The sequence below is a fragment of the Deltaproteobacteria bacterium genome (genome assembly GCA_009692615.1).
Taxonomy (GTDB): Bacteria; Desulfobacterota; Binatia; order UBA9968; family UBA9968; genus DP-20.
This window is the reverse complement of sequence record SHYW01000057.1, coordinates 15,018-30,232: the sequence shown is the minus strand read 5'-3', so window position 1 is coordinate 30,232 and position 15,215 is coordinate 15,018. Positions and strand designations below refer to the sequence as shown.

Genomic DNA, 15,215 nt, shown 5'->3' with positions numbered 1-15,215 from the left:
AACAAGCCTTGGCTTGCTATCAAGAATTCGGCGTCTTTGGATGTGAAGTCTCTCGGACGTAACTTTATTGTTCCCATCGGCACCCAGTCAATGGTCCTTTTATCGTCGTTCACGATAGTTGCCTTGTAGTTAGTATTCATTATTACCGTAACGTCGTCTTCGATGAGATACTCGCGGCACGCTTGGCACTGCAAGACCGGGAGTTGCTTTAAGATAACAATGCGATCCTCTGACAGTTTGAATGGCAAATCGGTGGTGATCGCATGCATGTGAGCGCCGCAGACCGTGCATTTCATTTGGAACTCCTTATCATCTAATCGCAAAACACGACAGATTTGGGATCATCGGACGATTAACCACGAAAGACACGAAAAGGTCGGAAATCTCCGGGCCGAAATTTCGTGTGTTTCGTGCCTTTCGTGGTTAAAGTCTTCCGTAGTCAACGGTCATTTGTTTTTCCCAGCAACCGATAGAATAGCGCTGTCGTTATGATCAACGACGCGCCCGCAGTCAACGCGATACCCAACGACGCTCCGAAGAACGTTGCGGCGGTGCCGAGGACGATGGAACCGATGGAACGCATGCCTTGGTCGAGGTTGAACACGCTCATGACGCGGCCCATGAGGTTGCGCGGGGCTTCGATTTGGATGATCACGCGGCTGATTGTGCGAAAGCTCACTTGGCCGGCGCCGACTAGTGCCAGCAACGCAACTGACAGCCAGAAGACCGGCGAGATACAAAAGAGGATGAGAAAGATCGGCGTCGTCGTGGTCGTGACCCAGAGCAGCATGGCGCGGTTCCAGCGTTCGCCGACCGATGCGAGAAAGCTCAGCGACGCGATACCGCCCAATCCTGGCGCCGCCAATAATAATCCCAGTCCGCGCGGGCCGACCTGCAAGATATCCTTGGCGAACACCGGAAGAAAACTTTGGTAGGTGACGATGAACACGGCGAAGGTGTAGGCGGCGATGACGCTGCTTAAAATTAACGGTTCGTGCCAGACATAATGAAAACCTTCTTTGAATTCGCGCAAGAAATTTTCTTCGCGTTTCACCGCGGGTTCTTTATTCGTATGAATAAACAGCATGCCAATGCCCGCGAGGATAAGGGTCGCGCCGAACACCGCATAGCAGCCATCGATGCCGATTAACAAAATCAACACGCCGCCGAGGGATGGGCCCGCGGTTCGCGCGATGTTGAAGCCGACGGTGTAGAGCGAGACGGCGTTCATGACATGTTCGCGCGGCACCAGTTCCGCGAGGATCGATTGTGCCGCGGAGGGATTGATCGCGCGAATCGAGCCGGAGAGGATTTCCAACACCAGCAGATGCCAGAACGCCAGCGTGCCGAAACTGTGGATCGCCAAAAAAATTCCGATGGGCAGCACCGAGACGAGATTGACCAGGATCAACATCAGCTTGCGATCGTAGCGGTCGACGAAGACGCCGCTCAAGGCGCCGAGAATCAATCGGGGCAGCGCGCTGCACAGGCCAAGAATTCCCAATGACATCGCCGAACCGGTGATTTCATACGTGATCCAATATAAGGCGACTTCCTGAACGAAGTGGCCGAGGGAGCCTAGTAAATCGGTGGACCAGAAGATCGCGTAGTCGCGGTAGCGTAAAGAGTGGAAGATGCGAATGGTGTTGGGCTCCTTATCGGATTTGTCTCGCGCAAAGGCGCAAAGACGCTAAGTTCGGAAAAAATTAGGATCTTCATTGTCCGAACTTTGAGACTTGGCGTCTTTGCGGGAAATATCTTATTTCCCGTTGTTTATAGCCTTTCCACCGAACGTAGGAAAGCCATTACGTTCGTTGGATTAGGTTGACAGCGTGCAGGATTCAGAATAGTTCGTTGTCATCAATTCACCTTAAGGAGAAAGATTGTGGCTTACGACGATCGCAGTGTGAAACCGATGAGCGCTAGCTTGATGCGGGCGCGGGTGGCGACGAAGATTCTTGCTGGGCTTTATGAAGAGGCACCGACGATGCTGACCAGCGCGATTCGGCTTATGGTCGAATTGCCCGGAGGTAAAAAGGGACGCAAGGGACCGCCGTATCCATTTACTATCGGCGTCAGTCCGGCTTGGTGCAGTGGGCTCAACGGCGCGAAGTTGGTCGCCAACGGCAAGCTCGATCTGGTCTGGTTGAATCCTTCGATCATTCCGTCCATGGCGGTGCGCGGCGTCGGGCCGTTTACGAAAAAAAGTCCGCTGCGGGCATTGGCCGTGTTCCCGTCCTGGGATCGCTTGGTGATCGCGGTGTCGCCGCGCTTGGGTGTGAACTCCATGGAAGAATTGATCGCCAAGAAACCCAAGATGCGCGTCTCCATTGCGGTCAACGACTGTGTCGATTTCGCGATTAAGTATTTACTCAAATGCCACGGCATCACGCAAAACCATTTCATCAAATGGGGCGGCAAGGTCGATGAGGTCGTGCGGCCGAGCAATCCGCACCGGCGCGAAGGGATTATTTCCGGCAAGCTCGATATGGTGATCGACGAAGGCATGGACTCCTGGGGCGACGTTGCCGTGGCGCACGGTATGAAATTTTTGTCCTACTCCGAGCCGGTGCTGAAAAAATTGGAACAGTATGGTTTCCAACGGGCGCGCTTGGATCATGGCCGCATCGACGGCATCGACGAGCCGACGACGGTGGTGGATTTCAGCGGCTGGCCCATCGTCGTGCACAAAGACTTTCCCGACGATTTGGCCTACCACATCGCCGCCGTGCTGGAAAAAATTCGCAAGGATATCCCCTACGACGCGACGGAGACGCCGTCAATGAAACAACTTTGCTCGAATACGGAATCCGGCCCGCTCGATTTCCCACTCCATTCGGGGGCGGAGAAGTATTATCGCGAGAAGGGGTATCTGTAATTTTCCCACCGCGACGGCTTATTTGGCGATGCCGTAGGTTTTTAGCATCTGGTCGATGAAGCCGCTGTCGTCGAGTTTCTTTACTAATCGAGAATCGACGAGGCTCTCCAGGTTGATATTGGCCACCTGCGGGTTTTGCGTCTTCATGAAGCGCTGCATGTTGCGCATGCCTTCCATGGACGGATAGGGTTTCAAGTCGGTGGCTTTGGCCAAACCGTCGTAGCCCTCTTCGGCGTCGGCCGGATCGCTCAACTTCAACCGTTTCATGATCGTCCGTACCACCAGCGGTTTGTTTTCCGGCGCCAGGGTGAAAGCCACCCCCTCGATCAAGGCTTTCAAGAGATTTTCCAAGATTTGCGGTTGGGTCTGCAAGAACGAATTGAGCACCACAACGGTGGAGCTGACGGTGCGGCTGTTGGTCTTGTTGAGTTCGACCAAAACCGGAAAGCCTTTTTTCTTGAGCTTCTGACTGAACGCGGTGTCGAGGGGCGCGGCATCGATAACGCCGGTCTCCAACGCTTGGGCGAGCACGGTTTGATCGCCGATGGTGAGAACTTTGATGTCGTCGCGCACGGCATCGATCTTGAGCTGTTCGAGGGCCAGCATGGCGGTGATCCACAGGCTGCCGCCGATGACTTGCACGCCCACGCGCTTGCCGCGCAGATCCTTCGCCGAGTGGATACCGGGCCGGGCAACCAGGTCGTGGGTGAGTTTGCTGGTAAGCGCCGCGATGATTTTGACTTCGGGCCCTTTGTCGCCGACACCGAGGACGGAAATGCCGCCGGCTTGGCTGACGTCGATGCTTTTGGCATAGAGCGCGCTGAGCGACAGGGCGCTGTTGCGGATGAAAATAACTTCCGCCTTGATGCCGTACTTGGCGAACAAGCCGTGCTCATCGGTGACCCAAAGCGGCGCCACCCGCGGGTTATTGGCGGCGTGGGCGATGATCAGTTTCGCCGGCGCCGATGCGCTATCGGCTTCAGCACCGTTGCTTAACTGAATAAGCAACCCGAGAGCAACGATGAGGAGCTTGGTCATTGCGCTGGCCTCCCTGCATGCTCGGCATCCGTGAATATCCGGGTTAATAATCTATAGAGATAACTCTCATGCCATGCCGAACAATCGCATGGCGTTGCCGCCCAGGATTTTTTCTTTGTCGGCGTCGGAAACGCCGGCCATTTCCTTGATCATCTGCACGGTGCCCTGTTTCGAGTTCCAGGTCGCCGACGGATCGCCGTGGGGATAATCGCTGCCGACGGTGAGGTTGTGGTTTTGCCAATAATCGCAGGCATATTTCAAAGAATCTTCAGCGGCAAAGGCGGAGACCCAAATTTGATCGAAAAAGTCTCTGGGCCGTTTGCCCAACTTCTTTTTTGCCGCCGGGTCCATGTCCAGGCGATCCATCAGCCAAGGCACAAATGACGCCGACCCTTCGACGAAGCAGACGCGCAGCTTGGGAAATTCCTTCAGCGCGCCGCGCAGGATCAAACTTCCCATGTCGACGATGTAGCGGAACGGGAAGGCGAGCAGGAAGGGCAGGGCGTTGTTGTCGACTTCCAGATAGAGCTGCTCGATGCCGACCAGCGCCGGATTGGGATGGCCGTCACGATCCGATGCCGTGTCGTGAACCAGGATCGGTACGTTGAGATCGCAGCACTTCTGATAGAACGGCCAAAGTTTTTCCGCGCCGAGATTGGCGTCGGCAAAACCGCCCATGAACTTCACGGCCTTGAGACCGAGAGTCTTCACCGAGCGTTCAAGCTCGCGGCAGGACTCTTCGACGTCGGGAAGAAAGACCCAGCTGACGCCATAATACTTTTCCGGGTGGGCGCACTCTTTGAGATCCTGCGCCACCGCGTCGTTGTAACGGCGCGCCAGCTCGCCGCCCAACTCGCGATCCCAGGTGTAGAGCAGCTCGCGGTTTTCCGGGATCAGTACATGGATATCGAACCCTTCCCAGTCCACATGCTGGTCCCGGGTATCGAGGTGCCAGCGCCCTTTTGGCGCTTGATTCTTGATCAACGTGCCGTCCGGCAATACCGAGCGCACGTCGTCGCCATTTCTAACGACCCGAGGCGAGTTGGGGTATTTGGCGCTGACGCCTTCGAGAAATTTCACCGGGAAGTAATGGGAATCGCAATCGATGTACATGGCGAGCTCCTCCGCAATGGCCGTATTCGCCGTGCCGCGCGCAAACAATCGCCGGCGGTCACTAGGCGCTTGGTCGAACGATCGGATCATACGTCCGATGAAGTTTTGCCGTCAAGGGAGGAAAACTGTTAGACGCGATCAACGGGTTTACGTCGAGTCGGGCGATTATGATGATGGAGCCTGGTGCCACCTTGCTGGGGGTTCGAACCAAAACAATTCCGTGCGGCAATTGCCCACGACACGCCACGGAAACATCGTCGATGAAGCAATGTTTGCTCCGCTGGATTTTCCCCTGCATCGAGGGACGGGGAAGTGTCATCGGCAGCGGGGGTAGTGGGTATAGCGATCGCGGCTCGTGGTCATGCTCGTTTTGGGCACAACTCTTTTCTCTATGCTCTCTGTGGTGAAATTATTTCTTCGCATTACTTGCGCAGGAAGTAACCGTTCATGATCGCGTCGTGCCAAAGTTTGGCTACGGGCGGGACGATGCCCTGCGGTAGATTCTCGTTGGTCCAGCCCCAGGAGTGGACGCCGGCGCCTAGGGAAAGGCTTTGTACTTTTGGCGCTGGATTCATTTTCGCGAACAGCGGCAGCGAACGCTGGCAGCGTTCTAACGTTACCGTGTCGTCGTCGATGCCGTGGATGGAGAGAAAGTTTGGCACCGGTTTCACATTTGCACCGGTGAGTTCGCGGGTGTAGCTGAGATAGCGCTCCACCAGGCCGTTGGTGTCGCGTTGAGAAAGTTTCAAGCGCGCGGCGGCGGCGCGGGCCGCGGCTTCCAAGGCGCCGGTGGAATTTTTGTGGATGAAATCTTCAGCTTTGAAATTGGGCCGCTTCCGGGCGCTCTGCCAGCGTTCGAAGGTCAGTTCGATCAACATCGGTAGACCGATATCTTCTCCCTTCATTCCTTCATACATATAGCGCGCGGTGTCGCGCCAGGTGCGCAGGCGCAATTGGTTGAACGGAAACCGCCAGTCGTCGCCGGTGACCACCGGATACATCCAGCCAAAGGGCGAAGTTCCCCAGCCGATCAAGCCTTGGATATTGGCGATCCTTTGCGACGCCATCATGGCGAAGGGACCGCCGGTGGAGTGGCCGTGGATGTAAATCGAAAATTCACTTTCCGGAAATTGGCGCCGCGCGGTTTCCTTGATCGCCTGCTCGAAGGCCACCGGCCACGCCGCCATGCGGTGATAGAATTCGCTGCCTTCTTTGGCGGCCAAGGAGATCAGCGTGCCATAGTTTTCCCGCTTGGATCGATCCTGCACCACAGTGTATTGATCGGCAGTGATCTTGGTTTCCTTGGTCCACAGCGGCGTGCGCGCCGTGCCGTCGCCGTTCTCGACTTCGCCGGGCCAATCATGATCGGCATCGTGAAAATAGTAGCGGCCGGGAAAAGTCATGGTGGCGACTTTGACCGCGAACTTTTCCGCGAGTAGGCGCGCGACCCGTTCGACCGATTTGAAATCCGAGACGCCGCCGTGCAGCAGAAAAATGCCGACCTTCTTACCATCCGGTCCGGTTGGAATGCTGCCCGCATCTCGCGGCGCGTATTGCACTACGCCGATATCCCAATCCAGTTCGAGCTCGTGAATCCGGAAGACATCTTCGCTGATGGTAATCGGGCAATCCGGCAGCGCGAGCACTTCAGCGTTCAACTGCAACACTTGGTCGAGAGAAACTACCGCGAGCGGTTGCCAATTCGATTCGTTGGACATGATGTGCTCCCGGAATTTTTTGCGTTCTTTGCGGTTGATCATCCGAATACGCAGGGCCGGTCGCGACCGGCCCTTACGTTTTCGTCAATGCCTTTTTTCATCGCGGTTCGCTGAAGGCCTCGTAGAGCACTCGGCCGGAGGCGTCTTTGGGTTTGGGCAAGTTCAAGAGCCATGCCAGCGTCGGGGCGAAGTCGATGAGCTGGACACTGTTTAGTTTAGCGCCGGCGCGGATGCCGGGACCGTTCAGCACCATGATAGTTCGCATGGCAGCCGACTCTGGGTTGGCGCCGTGGGTGCCGTAGGGTTCGGTGTCGCTTAGCAACGGACCGCTGGCGATGCGCGGTTCGAAGTCGTAGCCCGGCGCCAGCTCGATATAGAGATCGCCGCCGGTGGCGCCGCCGATGCCTTTGGCTTCGCCGTCAACGTCGGCGTCGATGATGGCGGCGACAATCGGCCGCTCGCCGTCGCGTAGCGCCAGCAAAATTTCTTTCACCTTACGCACCAGCTCGGCGCGCTCTTCGGGCTTGACGATGCCGCTTTTTCGCTGCGTGGAATTGATCAGCAAGTAGCCATTGTTGACGGCGGGATAAAGCACTGTGGTACGGGCCAGATCGACCCGCCCTTGGCGGTCCAACACGAGCAGACCATTTTGCTGCAGCGCTTGGTTGAGGGCCACGCGTCTGTGGATTCCCTGCATGCCGTGGTCGGAAATCACGGCGACGATGGCGTTGTCGGGACGCTTGTCGAGCAGGACGCCGAGTTGCTCGTCGCAGGAGCGGTAGACTCGTTCTAACAGCGGGCGAATCTTATCGACCAGCTCCGCGCGATAGCTCGGCAGCGAGTCGTCGAGCCAGCCGCGCCAAGCGTGCTCGGCTTCGTCGGGAAACGGTGTGTAGGCGAGAAAAATATCCCAGGGTAAATTTTCCATCGCCCAGCGGTTGGTTTCGCTCAACTGATGCTGGGCGAAGAGCATGGTTTCCAGATAGCGCGCTTCGGCGTAGCCGCTACCGCCGTTGGCCAACGTGCGGCCGAAGGCGCCGTTTTGAAAAAGTATGCTGGCGCCGTTGCCGATGAAAGCGCGGGCCACGGCATTTGCCGTGTCAAGTTCAAGTTCGCGTGTGGGGCGTGTGTAGTAAAGAAAAAAATCGCTGCCGTCGGCTTTGAGATCGAACAGTCGAAAATAACTTTTGGCCTCTTGGCTGTTGGTGCCTTTGACGCTGATCGGCGCGCTCCAGAAAAGTTCGCCGCCGGCGCTCGGCGCCGCCGGTTTGAGTTTTACTTTGATGTGGTTACCGTTTCGCGCGCTGGCGATGACGAGAGTGTCGTAGCCCAGTTGCGGGTCGGCGGGATCGTCGATGAACAGGCCGGCGAAATGGGAGTCACCGACGGTGAAAGCGATTTCTATCGGCGCTGCGTCGCTCGTCGGCGGGTTTTGCCATGGTTGGCTCGGCTCGGCTTGCACAGCGCGCTTGGTGACGATGCCGTCTCGGCCGGCGATCAGATTGTAGCCGGCGAGCCGCACGGTTTGTTCGGCGCGTTCTTCGGCGAAGGATGGGATATGCGAAACAATAATTTTTTTCCCGCTGCGCTGGGCGGCAGTCCAAATCGCTTCAGCGCCCAGCGGCGCGTCGGCAAAGCCGGCTAGACTGTCGAGAATGGTAAATTCCGATTGCGGCGCGCGCGGCACGCGGTTGCCGCTGATGCCGGTGACGCGCGGCGGCGCGCCGGTCATCAACGCAGCGAATCCAGCCGCGGTTTTTGACGGAAATACCGATTTAACATCTTCTGCGACGGCGCCGCCGGCGATGAGTTTGGCAAGATTGGGTAGTTTACCCGCGCCCAACATTTCTCGAACAAACGCTGGCACCGTGCCGTCCCAGCCGAAGACGAGGGCCTTTTGCGCAGTCTGCGCGCGCGCGGGCGCCGCATTCAAAATCGCCAGCGCGCAAAGTAGCGCCGGGACAAAAGCCAATCGTAAAAATTTCATGAAGCGATGTTTAGGCGCCGCAGTGTGAGGAAGGTCATTGCAGCGTGCGGCGCGCTTCGGCGAGGTAGCTCATGTCGACATACTTTTCTGCTTTCGGCAGCGGCGCGGTGAGGGTGCCGTCTTCTTGAAGCAGCTGTAAAACTTTGTCCATGCCTTTGGCGTTGATCTCGCCGTCTTTGGGGATGGCGTTGTTATTGATGTAGTAACGCCAGCTCGCCTCGGAATGTTTTTCATTGTACTTGAAGCGCTTGACGACGATCGCCACGGTTTCTTCTTTCTGATTGTGAATGAACTGATCGGCGCGCAGGATCGCGCGCAGAAAACGGATCAACAGCGGTTTTTTCTCCTGTGCCCAGTCGGCGCGCACATTAAAAACCGTTTGGACGAAGTTCGGCGTGTACTTCGCCGTGGCGCCTAGATTGACCATGCCGATATCGTCGGCTCCGAAGGTGTAGGGCGGACTCAAGATCCCGGCGGCGATGTTGCCGGTCTGAATCGCGCGGAAGCGGTCGGGCATGCTGCCCATGGCGCGCATGGAATAGTCACGCGGGTATTCCATGCCGTTGGCTTTGAGCATCTCCTTCATGATCACCGTGTCGCTGGTGATGAGTCCCGACACGCCGATCATGGCGCCTTTCAAATCTTTGAACGATTTATACTTCGGTCCGGCGTACAGATCGTAGACCGGCGCGTTGGTCAGGCCGCCGACGATCTTCAGCGCCGCGCCTTTCTCGACCGCTCGGATGGTGGTCATCGCCGAAGATGCCGAGAGTTGGGTCGAGCCGGCGATCAACACCGGAATCGCCAGCGTGCTGGCGTTTAGCACCACCGCTTCGACGAAGATATTTTCTTTGGCGAAGAAGCCTTTGTCCTGGGCGACGTAGATCGGTAAATTGTTGAGCGATAGCGTAATCGTGCCGAGGGTGATCTTGTCCGGCGCGCTTTGGGCGCGAAGGCCGTTGGCGGCTATGCCGATTAGGATGGCGATTACGGCGATACGAGCTAAAACTTTTTGCATGTAGTCTCCGCGCTGGATCGATGCTAGTTCACAGTAGCCGATGTCGAATCGGGGTGTCAATGCGGCGGCAGCGTGATCGCGGCTCGGATTTCATCAGTGATTCCTTGCGCCATATGAGGTAGTATTCTTTTTGCCATGGATTTGGAGGATTTTGATGTTTGAACGTGTTGCCAAGTTAGTTTTGCTAGTCGCGATTATAATACTGGGAATATCGCCGCGGCCGGCGATGGCGCAGAAACCGGCCGGCAATTCCATGGACGAGCTGCTTAAGGCGCTTGGAATGGTCAAACCGGCGATGACCAAGGCGCCGGATTTTTCTTTGCGCGATGGCGGCGGCGGGCCGGTGAGTTTGAGCGGTTACCGGGGCAGTTTGGTGTTGTTGAATTTTTGGGCGACCTGGTGCGGTCCGTGCCGCGACGAGATGCCGTCGATGGAAAATTTGAGCCGCAATTTTGGCGGCCAAGGTTTCGCGGTGTTCGCCGTCAATCAAAAGGAAAACGCCGCCCAGGTGGCGAGCTTCATGCGCAAGAACGGTCTCAACCTGACGACGCCCCTGGACAGCGACGGCAAGGTCAGCGTGGCTTATCGCGTTTTCGGCATTCCGGTGAGCTATTTGATCGACGCCGGCGGCAACGTTCTCGGTATGCAGTCGGGCGCCCGGGATTGGTCGACCCATGAGGTGGTCGAGGCGATTCGCACCTTGATTGGTGACAGCGTTGCCGGCGCCGCTCCATCGATGATTCTCGAACCGGCGACACCGATGCCGACAGCGCTGCGCGCTAAAGGCGCCACCCTGTTGGTGCGCGCCCAGCAAGATACTTTCGCCGAAGTGATCGCCCGATTACCGGCAACCGAAGAGATCGCTCCCATGGGCAAAGTTTCCGGCGCCGGCGAGTTCTGGTACATGGTGAAGACCAAAGCTGGCCTGATCGGTTGGGTGCGCGGTGTGGATGTCGAAGAGATTAGCAGACGTAAATGATCGGATAAGGAATTTTGCATTGGTCCAAAATGGTTAAGAAGCTTCCCACTAAACTCGAGAGCCATGGTCTTGTGCGCGTGGATGATTATTATTGGCTGCGGGAGCGGGACAATCCCGAGGTTATCCGGTATTTGAACGACGAAAATGAGCGCGCCGCCCAGACGATGGCGCATGTGCAATCGTTCGAAACCGCGTTGTTCGAGGAGATCAAAGGGCGCTTCAAGCAGACCGATATGTCGGTGCCGTACCGGCTCGACGATTATTTTTACTACACGCGTTACGAAGAGGGGAAAGAGTACGCGATCTATGCGCGTAAGCGGGGCTCGCTAGACGCGCCGGAACAGATCATGCTCGATGCCAACCAGCTGGCGGCGGGCCACGAGTTCTTTTCCATCGGCGGCTGGGCGGTGAGCGCGGCCCACGATCTGATCGCCTACGCGGTGGACACCCAAGGGCGGCGCGTGCATACCGCCTACGTGAAAAATCTCGCCACCGGAGAGCTATGCTCTGATGTCTTGACCAACGTGACCGAGAACTTGGTCTGGGCCAACGATAACCGGACGCTTTTCTACGCCAAGCAAGATGACACCACGCTGCGCCAGTATCAGATTTATCGCCACGTTCTCGGCGCGGATCCGGCCGAGGATCGCCTCGTCTATCAGGAAAACGACGAGACCTTCGGCGCCTATATTTTCAAGACCAAGTCGAAAAAGTTTTTGCTGATCGTGTCGTCGCAGACGGTATGCCAGGAGTACCGCTACTTGGACGCTGACGATCCCGGCGGCGAATTCGAACTATTTCTGGCGCGGGTGCGCGGTCACGAGCATCACATCGATCACTATCAGGACCGGTTTATCATTCGCACCAATGACGGCGCGAAAAATTTTCGTTTGATGCAAACGCCGCTGGAGCAGCGGAGCCGGGAACATTGGCAAGAAATCATTCCCCATCGCGACGACGTGTATCTCGGCGACTTCGAGCTTTTCAAGGATCACTTAGTCGTCGAAGAGCGGGCCCACGGTTTGACGCAAATTCGCGTGCACTCTTGGTCCGGCGCGGATCACTACTTGCAATTCGACGAGCCGGCCTACCGCGTCCATGTCGGCGCCAATCCGCAATTTGACACGGCGACGCTGCGCTTCGAATATACCTCGATGAAAACGCCGCTGTCGATTTACGATGTCGACATGAATACGCGCGAGCGAATCCTATTGAAGCAGGAAGAGGTGCTCGGCGGTTTCGCCGCTGAGCGCTACGTCACCGAGCGGCTTCATGCGACGGCGCCGGACGGCACCGCTGTTCCCATATCGATTCTTTATCGCAAGGGGCTTAAACGGGACGGCCAAAATCCGCTGCTGCTTTACGGTTACGGTTCCTATGGTTTTAGCATCGACGCCGCCTTCGCCTCGCCGCGCTTGAGTTTGGTCGACCGCGGTTTCGTTTTCGCCATCGCGCATATTCGCGGCGGTCAGGAGCTCGGCCGGCAATGGTATGAAGATGGCAAGCTGCTCAACAAGCGCAACAGCTTCAGCGATTTTATCGCCTGCGCGGAATTTCTCATTGGTGAAAAGTTCACCCAGCCGGAAAAACTCTTCGCCATGGGCCGGAGCGCCGGCGGCCTGTTGATGGGCGCGGTGAGCAATCTTCGGCCGGATCTTTTCAAAGGTATCGTCGCTGAGGTGCCATTCGTCGACGTCGTGACGACCATGCTCGACGCCTCGATCCCACTCACTGCCGGTGAGTATGACGAGTGGGGCGATCCGCAGCGCAAAGAGTTTTATGAGTACATGCTGTCCTATTCGCCTTACGACAACGTCGAGCGAAAAAAATATCCAGCGATGCTGATCACCGGCGGTTTACACGACTCGCAAGTGCTGTATTGGGAACCTGCCAAATGGGCGGCGAAGCTGCGCGCGTTCAAGACCGATGACAACCTTTTGCTGCTAAAAACCAACATGGAAGCGGGCCACGGCGGTGCCTCCGGCCGCTTCCGCCGCCACCGCGAGACCGCGTTCTCGTATCTGTTCTTGCTCGATTTGGCGGGAATTCGCGCCTAGGCAGAGGCGATTACAAATTCCAGATTCCAGATTCAAAATTAAATTCCGGAGCGATTTGAAATCTGGAATTTGGAATCTGAAATTTTGAATTACCCCTTGGGTTTCTTTTTCGCTTCGTCCCAGAACTTAAGTCTCTCAGCGATTTGTTTTTCGTAGCCGGCGTCGGTGGGCGTGTAATATTTTTTGCCGGCGAGTCGTTCGGGCAGGTGCTGTTGTTCGACGATATGGCCGTCGTAATTATGCGCGTATTTGTAGTCTTTGCCGTAGCCCAAGTTTTTCATTAATCCGGTCGGTGCGTTGCGCAAATGCATCGGCACTGGGAGCGCGCCCTGCGCTTCGACATCGGCGGCTGCCGCGAGCATGGCTTTGTAGGAGGCGTTGGATTTCGGCGCGGTGGCCAAATAGGTCACCGCTTGCGCCAACGGAATTCGCCCCTCCGGCAAGCCGACGAAATGGACCGCGTCTTTGGCGGTGACGGCGACTTGCAGCGCCCGCGGGTCGGCGTTGCCGATGTCTTCGGCGGCGAAGATCACCATGCGCCGGGCGATGAACAGGGCGTCCTCGCCGGCTTCGATCATGCGCATCATCCAGTACAGCGCGGCGTCGGCGTCGCTGCCGCGCAGGCTTTTGATAAACGCCGAGATGACGTTGTAATGCTCCTCGCCCGCTTTGTCGTATTGCAGCGGTCTTTTCTGTAGCGCTTCTTGGAGCTGGGCAAGGCCGATTTCTTTTTGCCGGTTCGATTCGGCCAAAGCGGCGGCGCTTTCCAGGCCATTGAGCGCCACGCGGCAATCGCCCTGGGCTTGCTGAATCAAAAAGTCCCGGCCTTCCGGCGTTATCGCTAACCCGAGTTTGCCTAAGCCGCGTTCGCTGTCGTTGAGAGCACGGTCGACGATCGTACTCAGATGTTCCGCCGACAGCATTTTGAGCACTAAAACTTGGCAGCGAGAGAGCAGGGGAGAGATCACTTCGAAGGATGGATTTTCCGTGGTCGCGCCGATCAAAATGATCGTGCCGCGTTCGACGTGGGGCAGAAAATTATCCTGCTGGGATTTGTTGAAGTGATGAATCTCGTCGACGAACAACACGGTGGGTTTGCCGTGGCGCTGCAATTGTTCGGCTTCTTGAATGATTTTTTTCAGATCCTTGACGCCGGAAGTGACCGCGGAGAAATGGACGCAGGTTGCGTTCGCCGAATTCGCTAAAATCTGCGCGAGAGTAGTTTTGCCGCTGCCCGGCGGTCCCCATAGGATCAGCGAGCGCAGTTTGCCGGCGCCGGCGACGCCGCGCAAAAGTTTTCCCGGACCGAGCAGATGTTCTTGGCCGATGAATTCGTCTAGCGTTGCGGGCCGCATTCGTTCCGCCAGCGGCTGCGTCGCTTTCGCCGCTTCAGCTTCTACGGCGCTAAAAAGATCCATGGGCGCATGCTAGCATAAATTCAATGCGCGATTGTAGCGCTGCGTTTTCCGCACCGCTTTGCCTTTGTTTCTGAGGGCGTCGATGTTAACGTAGGCTTCAACGGGGAGCGCGCATGGCGGAAGTAAACGAGAAAGATAATCCATCCTTTATTCAAAGTGTGGCGCCGCGCACGGTGTTGTTCGTAAACTCTTCTATTTCCGGCAAGCTGAGCTACAACCTGCCGGTTAAGATCGACGGCCATTTCACCGGTGAGATCAAATCGACCGAGATGCTAGTGATCGGTGCCAACGCCCAAGTGGACGCGCATATATCGGCGCGCCAAGTGCAGCTGGAAGGAAAACTGGTCGGTTCGGTGCAGACCATGGGTGTTTTCGAAGTGTTGCCCGGCGGCTCTTTCAAGGGCGACGCCAGGGTCGCTGAGCTGCGGGTTCATCCAGGCGCGGTTTTCGACGGCGAAGGTAAGATTCTCGGGACGGATTAGCATAGCGCGCTAGCGCGCTTCATGCCTGCTCGTCTTGCCATTCGGCAAGGCTCAACTAAACCAAGATTGTTTGTGGTGATTTTACCGTAGCGTTGTATTCAACACGAAGAAGACGAAGGTTGGAGTTCAAGTATTCCAAACCTTCGCGCTCTTCGTGGTGAATGGGTCGGCCTACTTATCGATGACGATCAGGCGCGCGGCTTTACCGGAGAGTTCGCGCAGGTAGTAGAGTTTGGCGCGCCGCACTTTGCCGCGCGACATGATTTCGACTTTTTCGATGCGCGGTGAATGAACCGGAAAGATTCTTTCGACGCCGACGCCGTAGGAAATTTTTCGTACAGTGAAGTTGGCGCGATTGCCGGTGCCCGACAGGGCGATCACGGTGCCTTCGAAAACCTGGGTGCGTTCTTTCTCGCCTTCGACGACTTTGACGTGGACGCGCACGGTTTCTCCGGCGCGCAAGGCTTTGACTTCCGGTTTGGCTTGCTGGGCTTCCAGCTGGTCGATGAGATTCATCTCTGCTCCAA

At 56.8% G+C, this 15,215-nt stretch carries 12 protein-coding genes and 1 pseudogene; 4 read left to right on the top strand and 9 right to left on the bottom strand.

The annotated features are described in order from the left end of the window. Window positions 1–149: 149 nt before the first annotated feature. Both EXR70_14650 and EXR70_14645 read right to left on the bottom strand, forming a co-directional pair. Window positions 150–296: pseudogene (locus tag EXR70_14650) on the bottom strand (YgiT-type zinc finger protein). Between the two features lie 143 nt (window positions 297–439). Continuing rightward, a complete protein-coding gene (locus tag EXR70_14645; GenBank protein ID MSP39724.1) occupies window positions 440–1,642 on the bottom strand; it encodes an MFS transporter in 1,203 nt (400 codons plus the stop codon). Between the two features lie 243 nt (window positions 1,643–1,885). Between EXR70_14645 and EXR70_14640 the strand changes: the two genes are divergently transcribed. Further along, window positions 1,886–2,878 carry a hypothetical protein gene (locus tag EXR70_14640; GenBank protein ID MSP39723.1) on the top strand — a complete coding sequence of 331 codons (993 nt, stop codon included), beginning with the start codon at window positions 1,886–1,888 and terminating at the stop codon, window positions 2,876–2,878. An 18-nt stretch (window positions 2,879–2,896) separates the two neighbouring features. Here the strand turns inward: EXR70_14640 and EXR70_14635 are convergent, their stop codons facing one another. From EXR70_14635 to EXR70_14615, 5 genes are all read right to left on the bottom strand, one after another. Next, the gene (locus EXR70_14635; protein ID MSP39722.1) at window positions 2,897–3,916 is read right to left on the bottom strand and encodes an ABC transporter substrate-binding protein; all 1,020 of its coding nucleotides are present in this window, start codon (window positions 3,914–3,916) and stop codon (window positions 2,897–2,899) included. 66 nt (window positions 3,917–3,982) lie between these two features. Next, window positions 3,983–5,119: a hypothetical protein gene (locus EXR70_14630; GenBank protein ID MSP39721.1), complete on the bottom strand. Its 1,137-nt coding sequence runs from the start codon at window positions 5,117–5,119 to the stop codon at window positions 3,983–3,985. 332 nt (window positions 5,120–5,451) lie between these two features. Continuing rightward, on the bottom strand, window positions 5,452–6,747 hold the full coding sequence (locus EXR70_14625; protein MSP39720.1) for a hypothetical protein: 1,296 nt from the start codon (window positions 6,745–6,747) through the stop codon (window positions 5,452–5,454). A 97-nt stretch (window positions 6,748–6,844) separates the two neighbouring features. Further along, window positions 6,845–8,734 carry a hypothetical protein gene (locus EXR70_14620; GenBank protein ID MSP39719.1) on the bottom strand — a complete coding sequence of 630 codons (1,890 nt, stop codon included), beginning with the start codon at window positions 8,732–8,734 and terminating at the stop codon, window positions 6,845–6,847. A gap of 34 nt (window positions 8,735–8,768) precedes the next feature. Then, entirely contained in the window at window positions 8,769–9,752 is a 984-nt protein-coding gene (locus tag EXR70_14615) for an ABC transporter substrate-binding protein (protein MSP39718.1), read from the bottom strand. A 154-nt stretch (window positions 9,753–9,906) separates the two neighbouring features. On the opposite strand from EXR70_14615, the gene EXR70_14610 reads away from it, so the two are divergent. After that, complete coding sequence (locus tag EXR70_14610; protein ID MSP39717.1) at window positions 9,907–10,731, top strand: redoxin domain-containing protein; 825 nt, start codon at window positions 9,907–9,909, stop codon at window positions 10,729–10,731. 29 nt (window positions 10,732–10,760) lie between these two features. After that, window positions 10,761–12,788 (top strand): S9 family peptidase, encoded by a 2,028-nt coding sequence (locus EXR70_14605; GenBank protein ID MSP39716.1) that lies wholly within the window; start codon window positions 10,761–10,763, stop codon window positions 12,786–12,788. An 89-nt stretch (window positions 12,789–12,877) separates the two neighbouring features. Here the strand turns inward: EXR70_14605 and EXR70_14600 are convergent, their stop codons facing one another. Next, window positions 12,878–14,206, bottom strand: a complete 1,329-nt coding sequence (locus tag EXR70_14600) for a replication-associated recombination protein A (protein ID MSP39715.1) — start codon at window positions 14,204–14,206, stop codon at window positions 12,878–12,880. A 113-nt stretch (window positions 14,207–14,319) separates the two neighbouring features. Here EXR70_14600 and EXR70_14595 point away from each other — a divergent pair, with 113 nt between their 5' ends. Next, window positions 14,320–14,688: a polymer-forming cytoskeletal protein gene (locus EXR70_14595; GenBank protein ID MSP39714.1), complete on the top strand. Its 369-nt coding sequence runs from the start codon at window positions 14,320–14,322 to the stop codon at window positions 14,686–14,688. A gap of 171 nt (window positions 14,689–14,859) precedes the next feature. Here EXR70_14595 and EXR70_14590 read toward each other — a convergent pair whose 3' ends face one another. Continuing rightward, a complete protein-coding gene (locus EXR70_14590; protein MSP39713.1) occupies window positions 14,860–15,204 on the bottom strand; it encodes a 50S ribosomal protein L19 in 345 nt (114 codons plus the stop codon). Between the last annotated feature and the right edge of the window lie 11 nt (window positions 15,205–15,215).

Coding starts and splice junctions, on each gene's coding strand:
- EXR70_14620 (MSP39719.1), bottom strand. CDS start 8,734: ATGAAATTTTTACGATTGGCTTTTGTCCCGGCGCTACTTTGCGCGCTG.
- EXR70_14630 (MSP39721.1), bottom strand. CDS start 5,119: ATGATCCGATCGTTCGACCAAGCGCCTAGTGACCGCCGGCGATTGTTT.
- EXR70_14605 (MSP39716.1), top strand. CDS start 10,761: ATGGTTAAGAAGCTTCCCACTAAACTCGAGAGCCATGGTCTTGTGCGC.
- EXR70_14590 (MSP39713.1), bottom strand. CDS start 15,204: ATGAATCTCATCGACCAGCTGGAAGCCCAGCAAGCCAAACCGGAAGTC.
- EXR70_14625 (MSP39720.1), bottom strand. CDS start 6,747: ATGTCCAACGAATCGAATTGGCAACCGCTCGCGGTAGTTTCTCTCGAC.
- EXR70_14600 (MSP39715.1), bottom strand. CDS start 14,206: ATGGATCTTTTTAGCGCCGTAGAAGCTGAAGCGGCGAAAGCGACGCAG.
- EXR70_14610 (MSP39717.1), top strand. CDS start 9,907: ATGTTTGAACGTGTTGCCAAGTTAGTTTTGCTAGTCGCGATTATAATA.
- EXR70_14595 (MSP39714.1), top strand. CDS start 14,320: ATGGCGGAAGTAAACGAGAAAGATAATCCATCCTTTATTCAAAGTGTG.
- EXR70_14615 (MSP39718.1), bottom strand. CDS start 9,752: ATGCAAAAAGTTTTAGCTCGTATCGCCGTAATCGCCATCCTAATCGGC.
- EXR70_14635 (MSP39722.1), bottom strand. CDS start 3,916: ATGACCAAGCTCCTCATCGTTGCTCTCGGGTTGCTTATTCAGTTAAGC.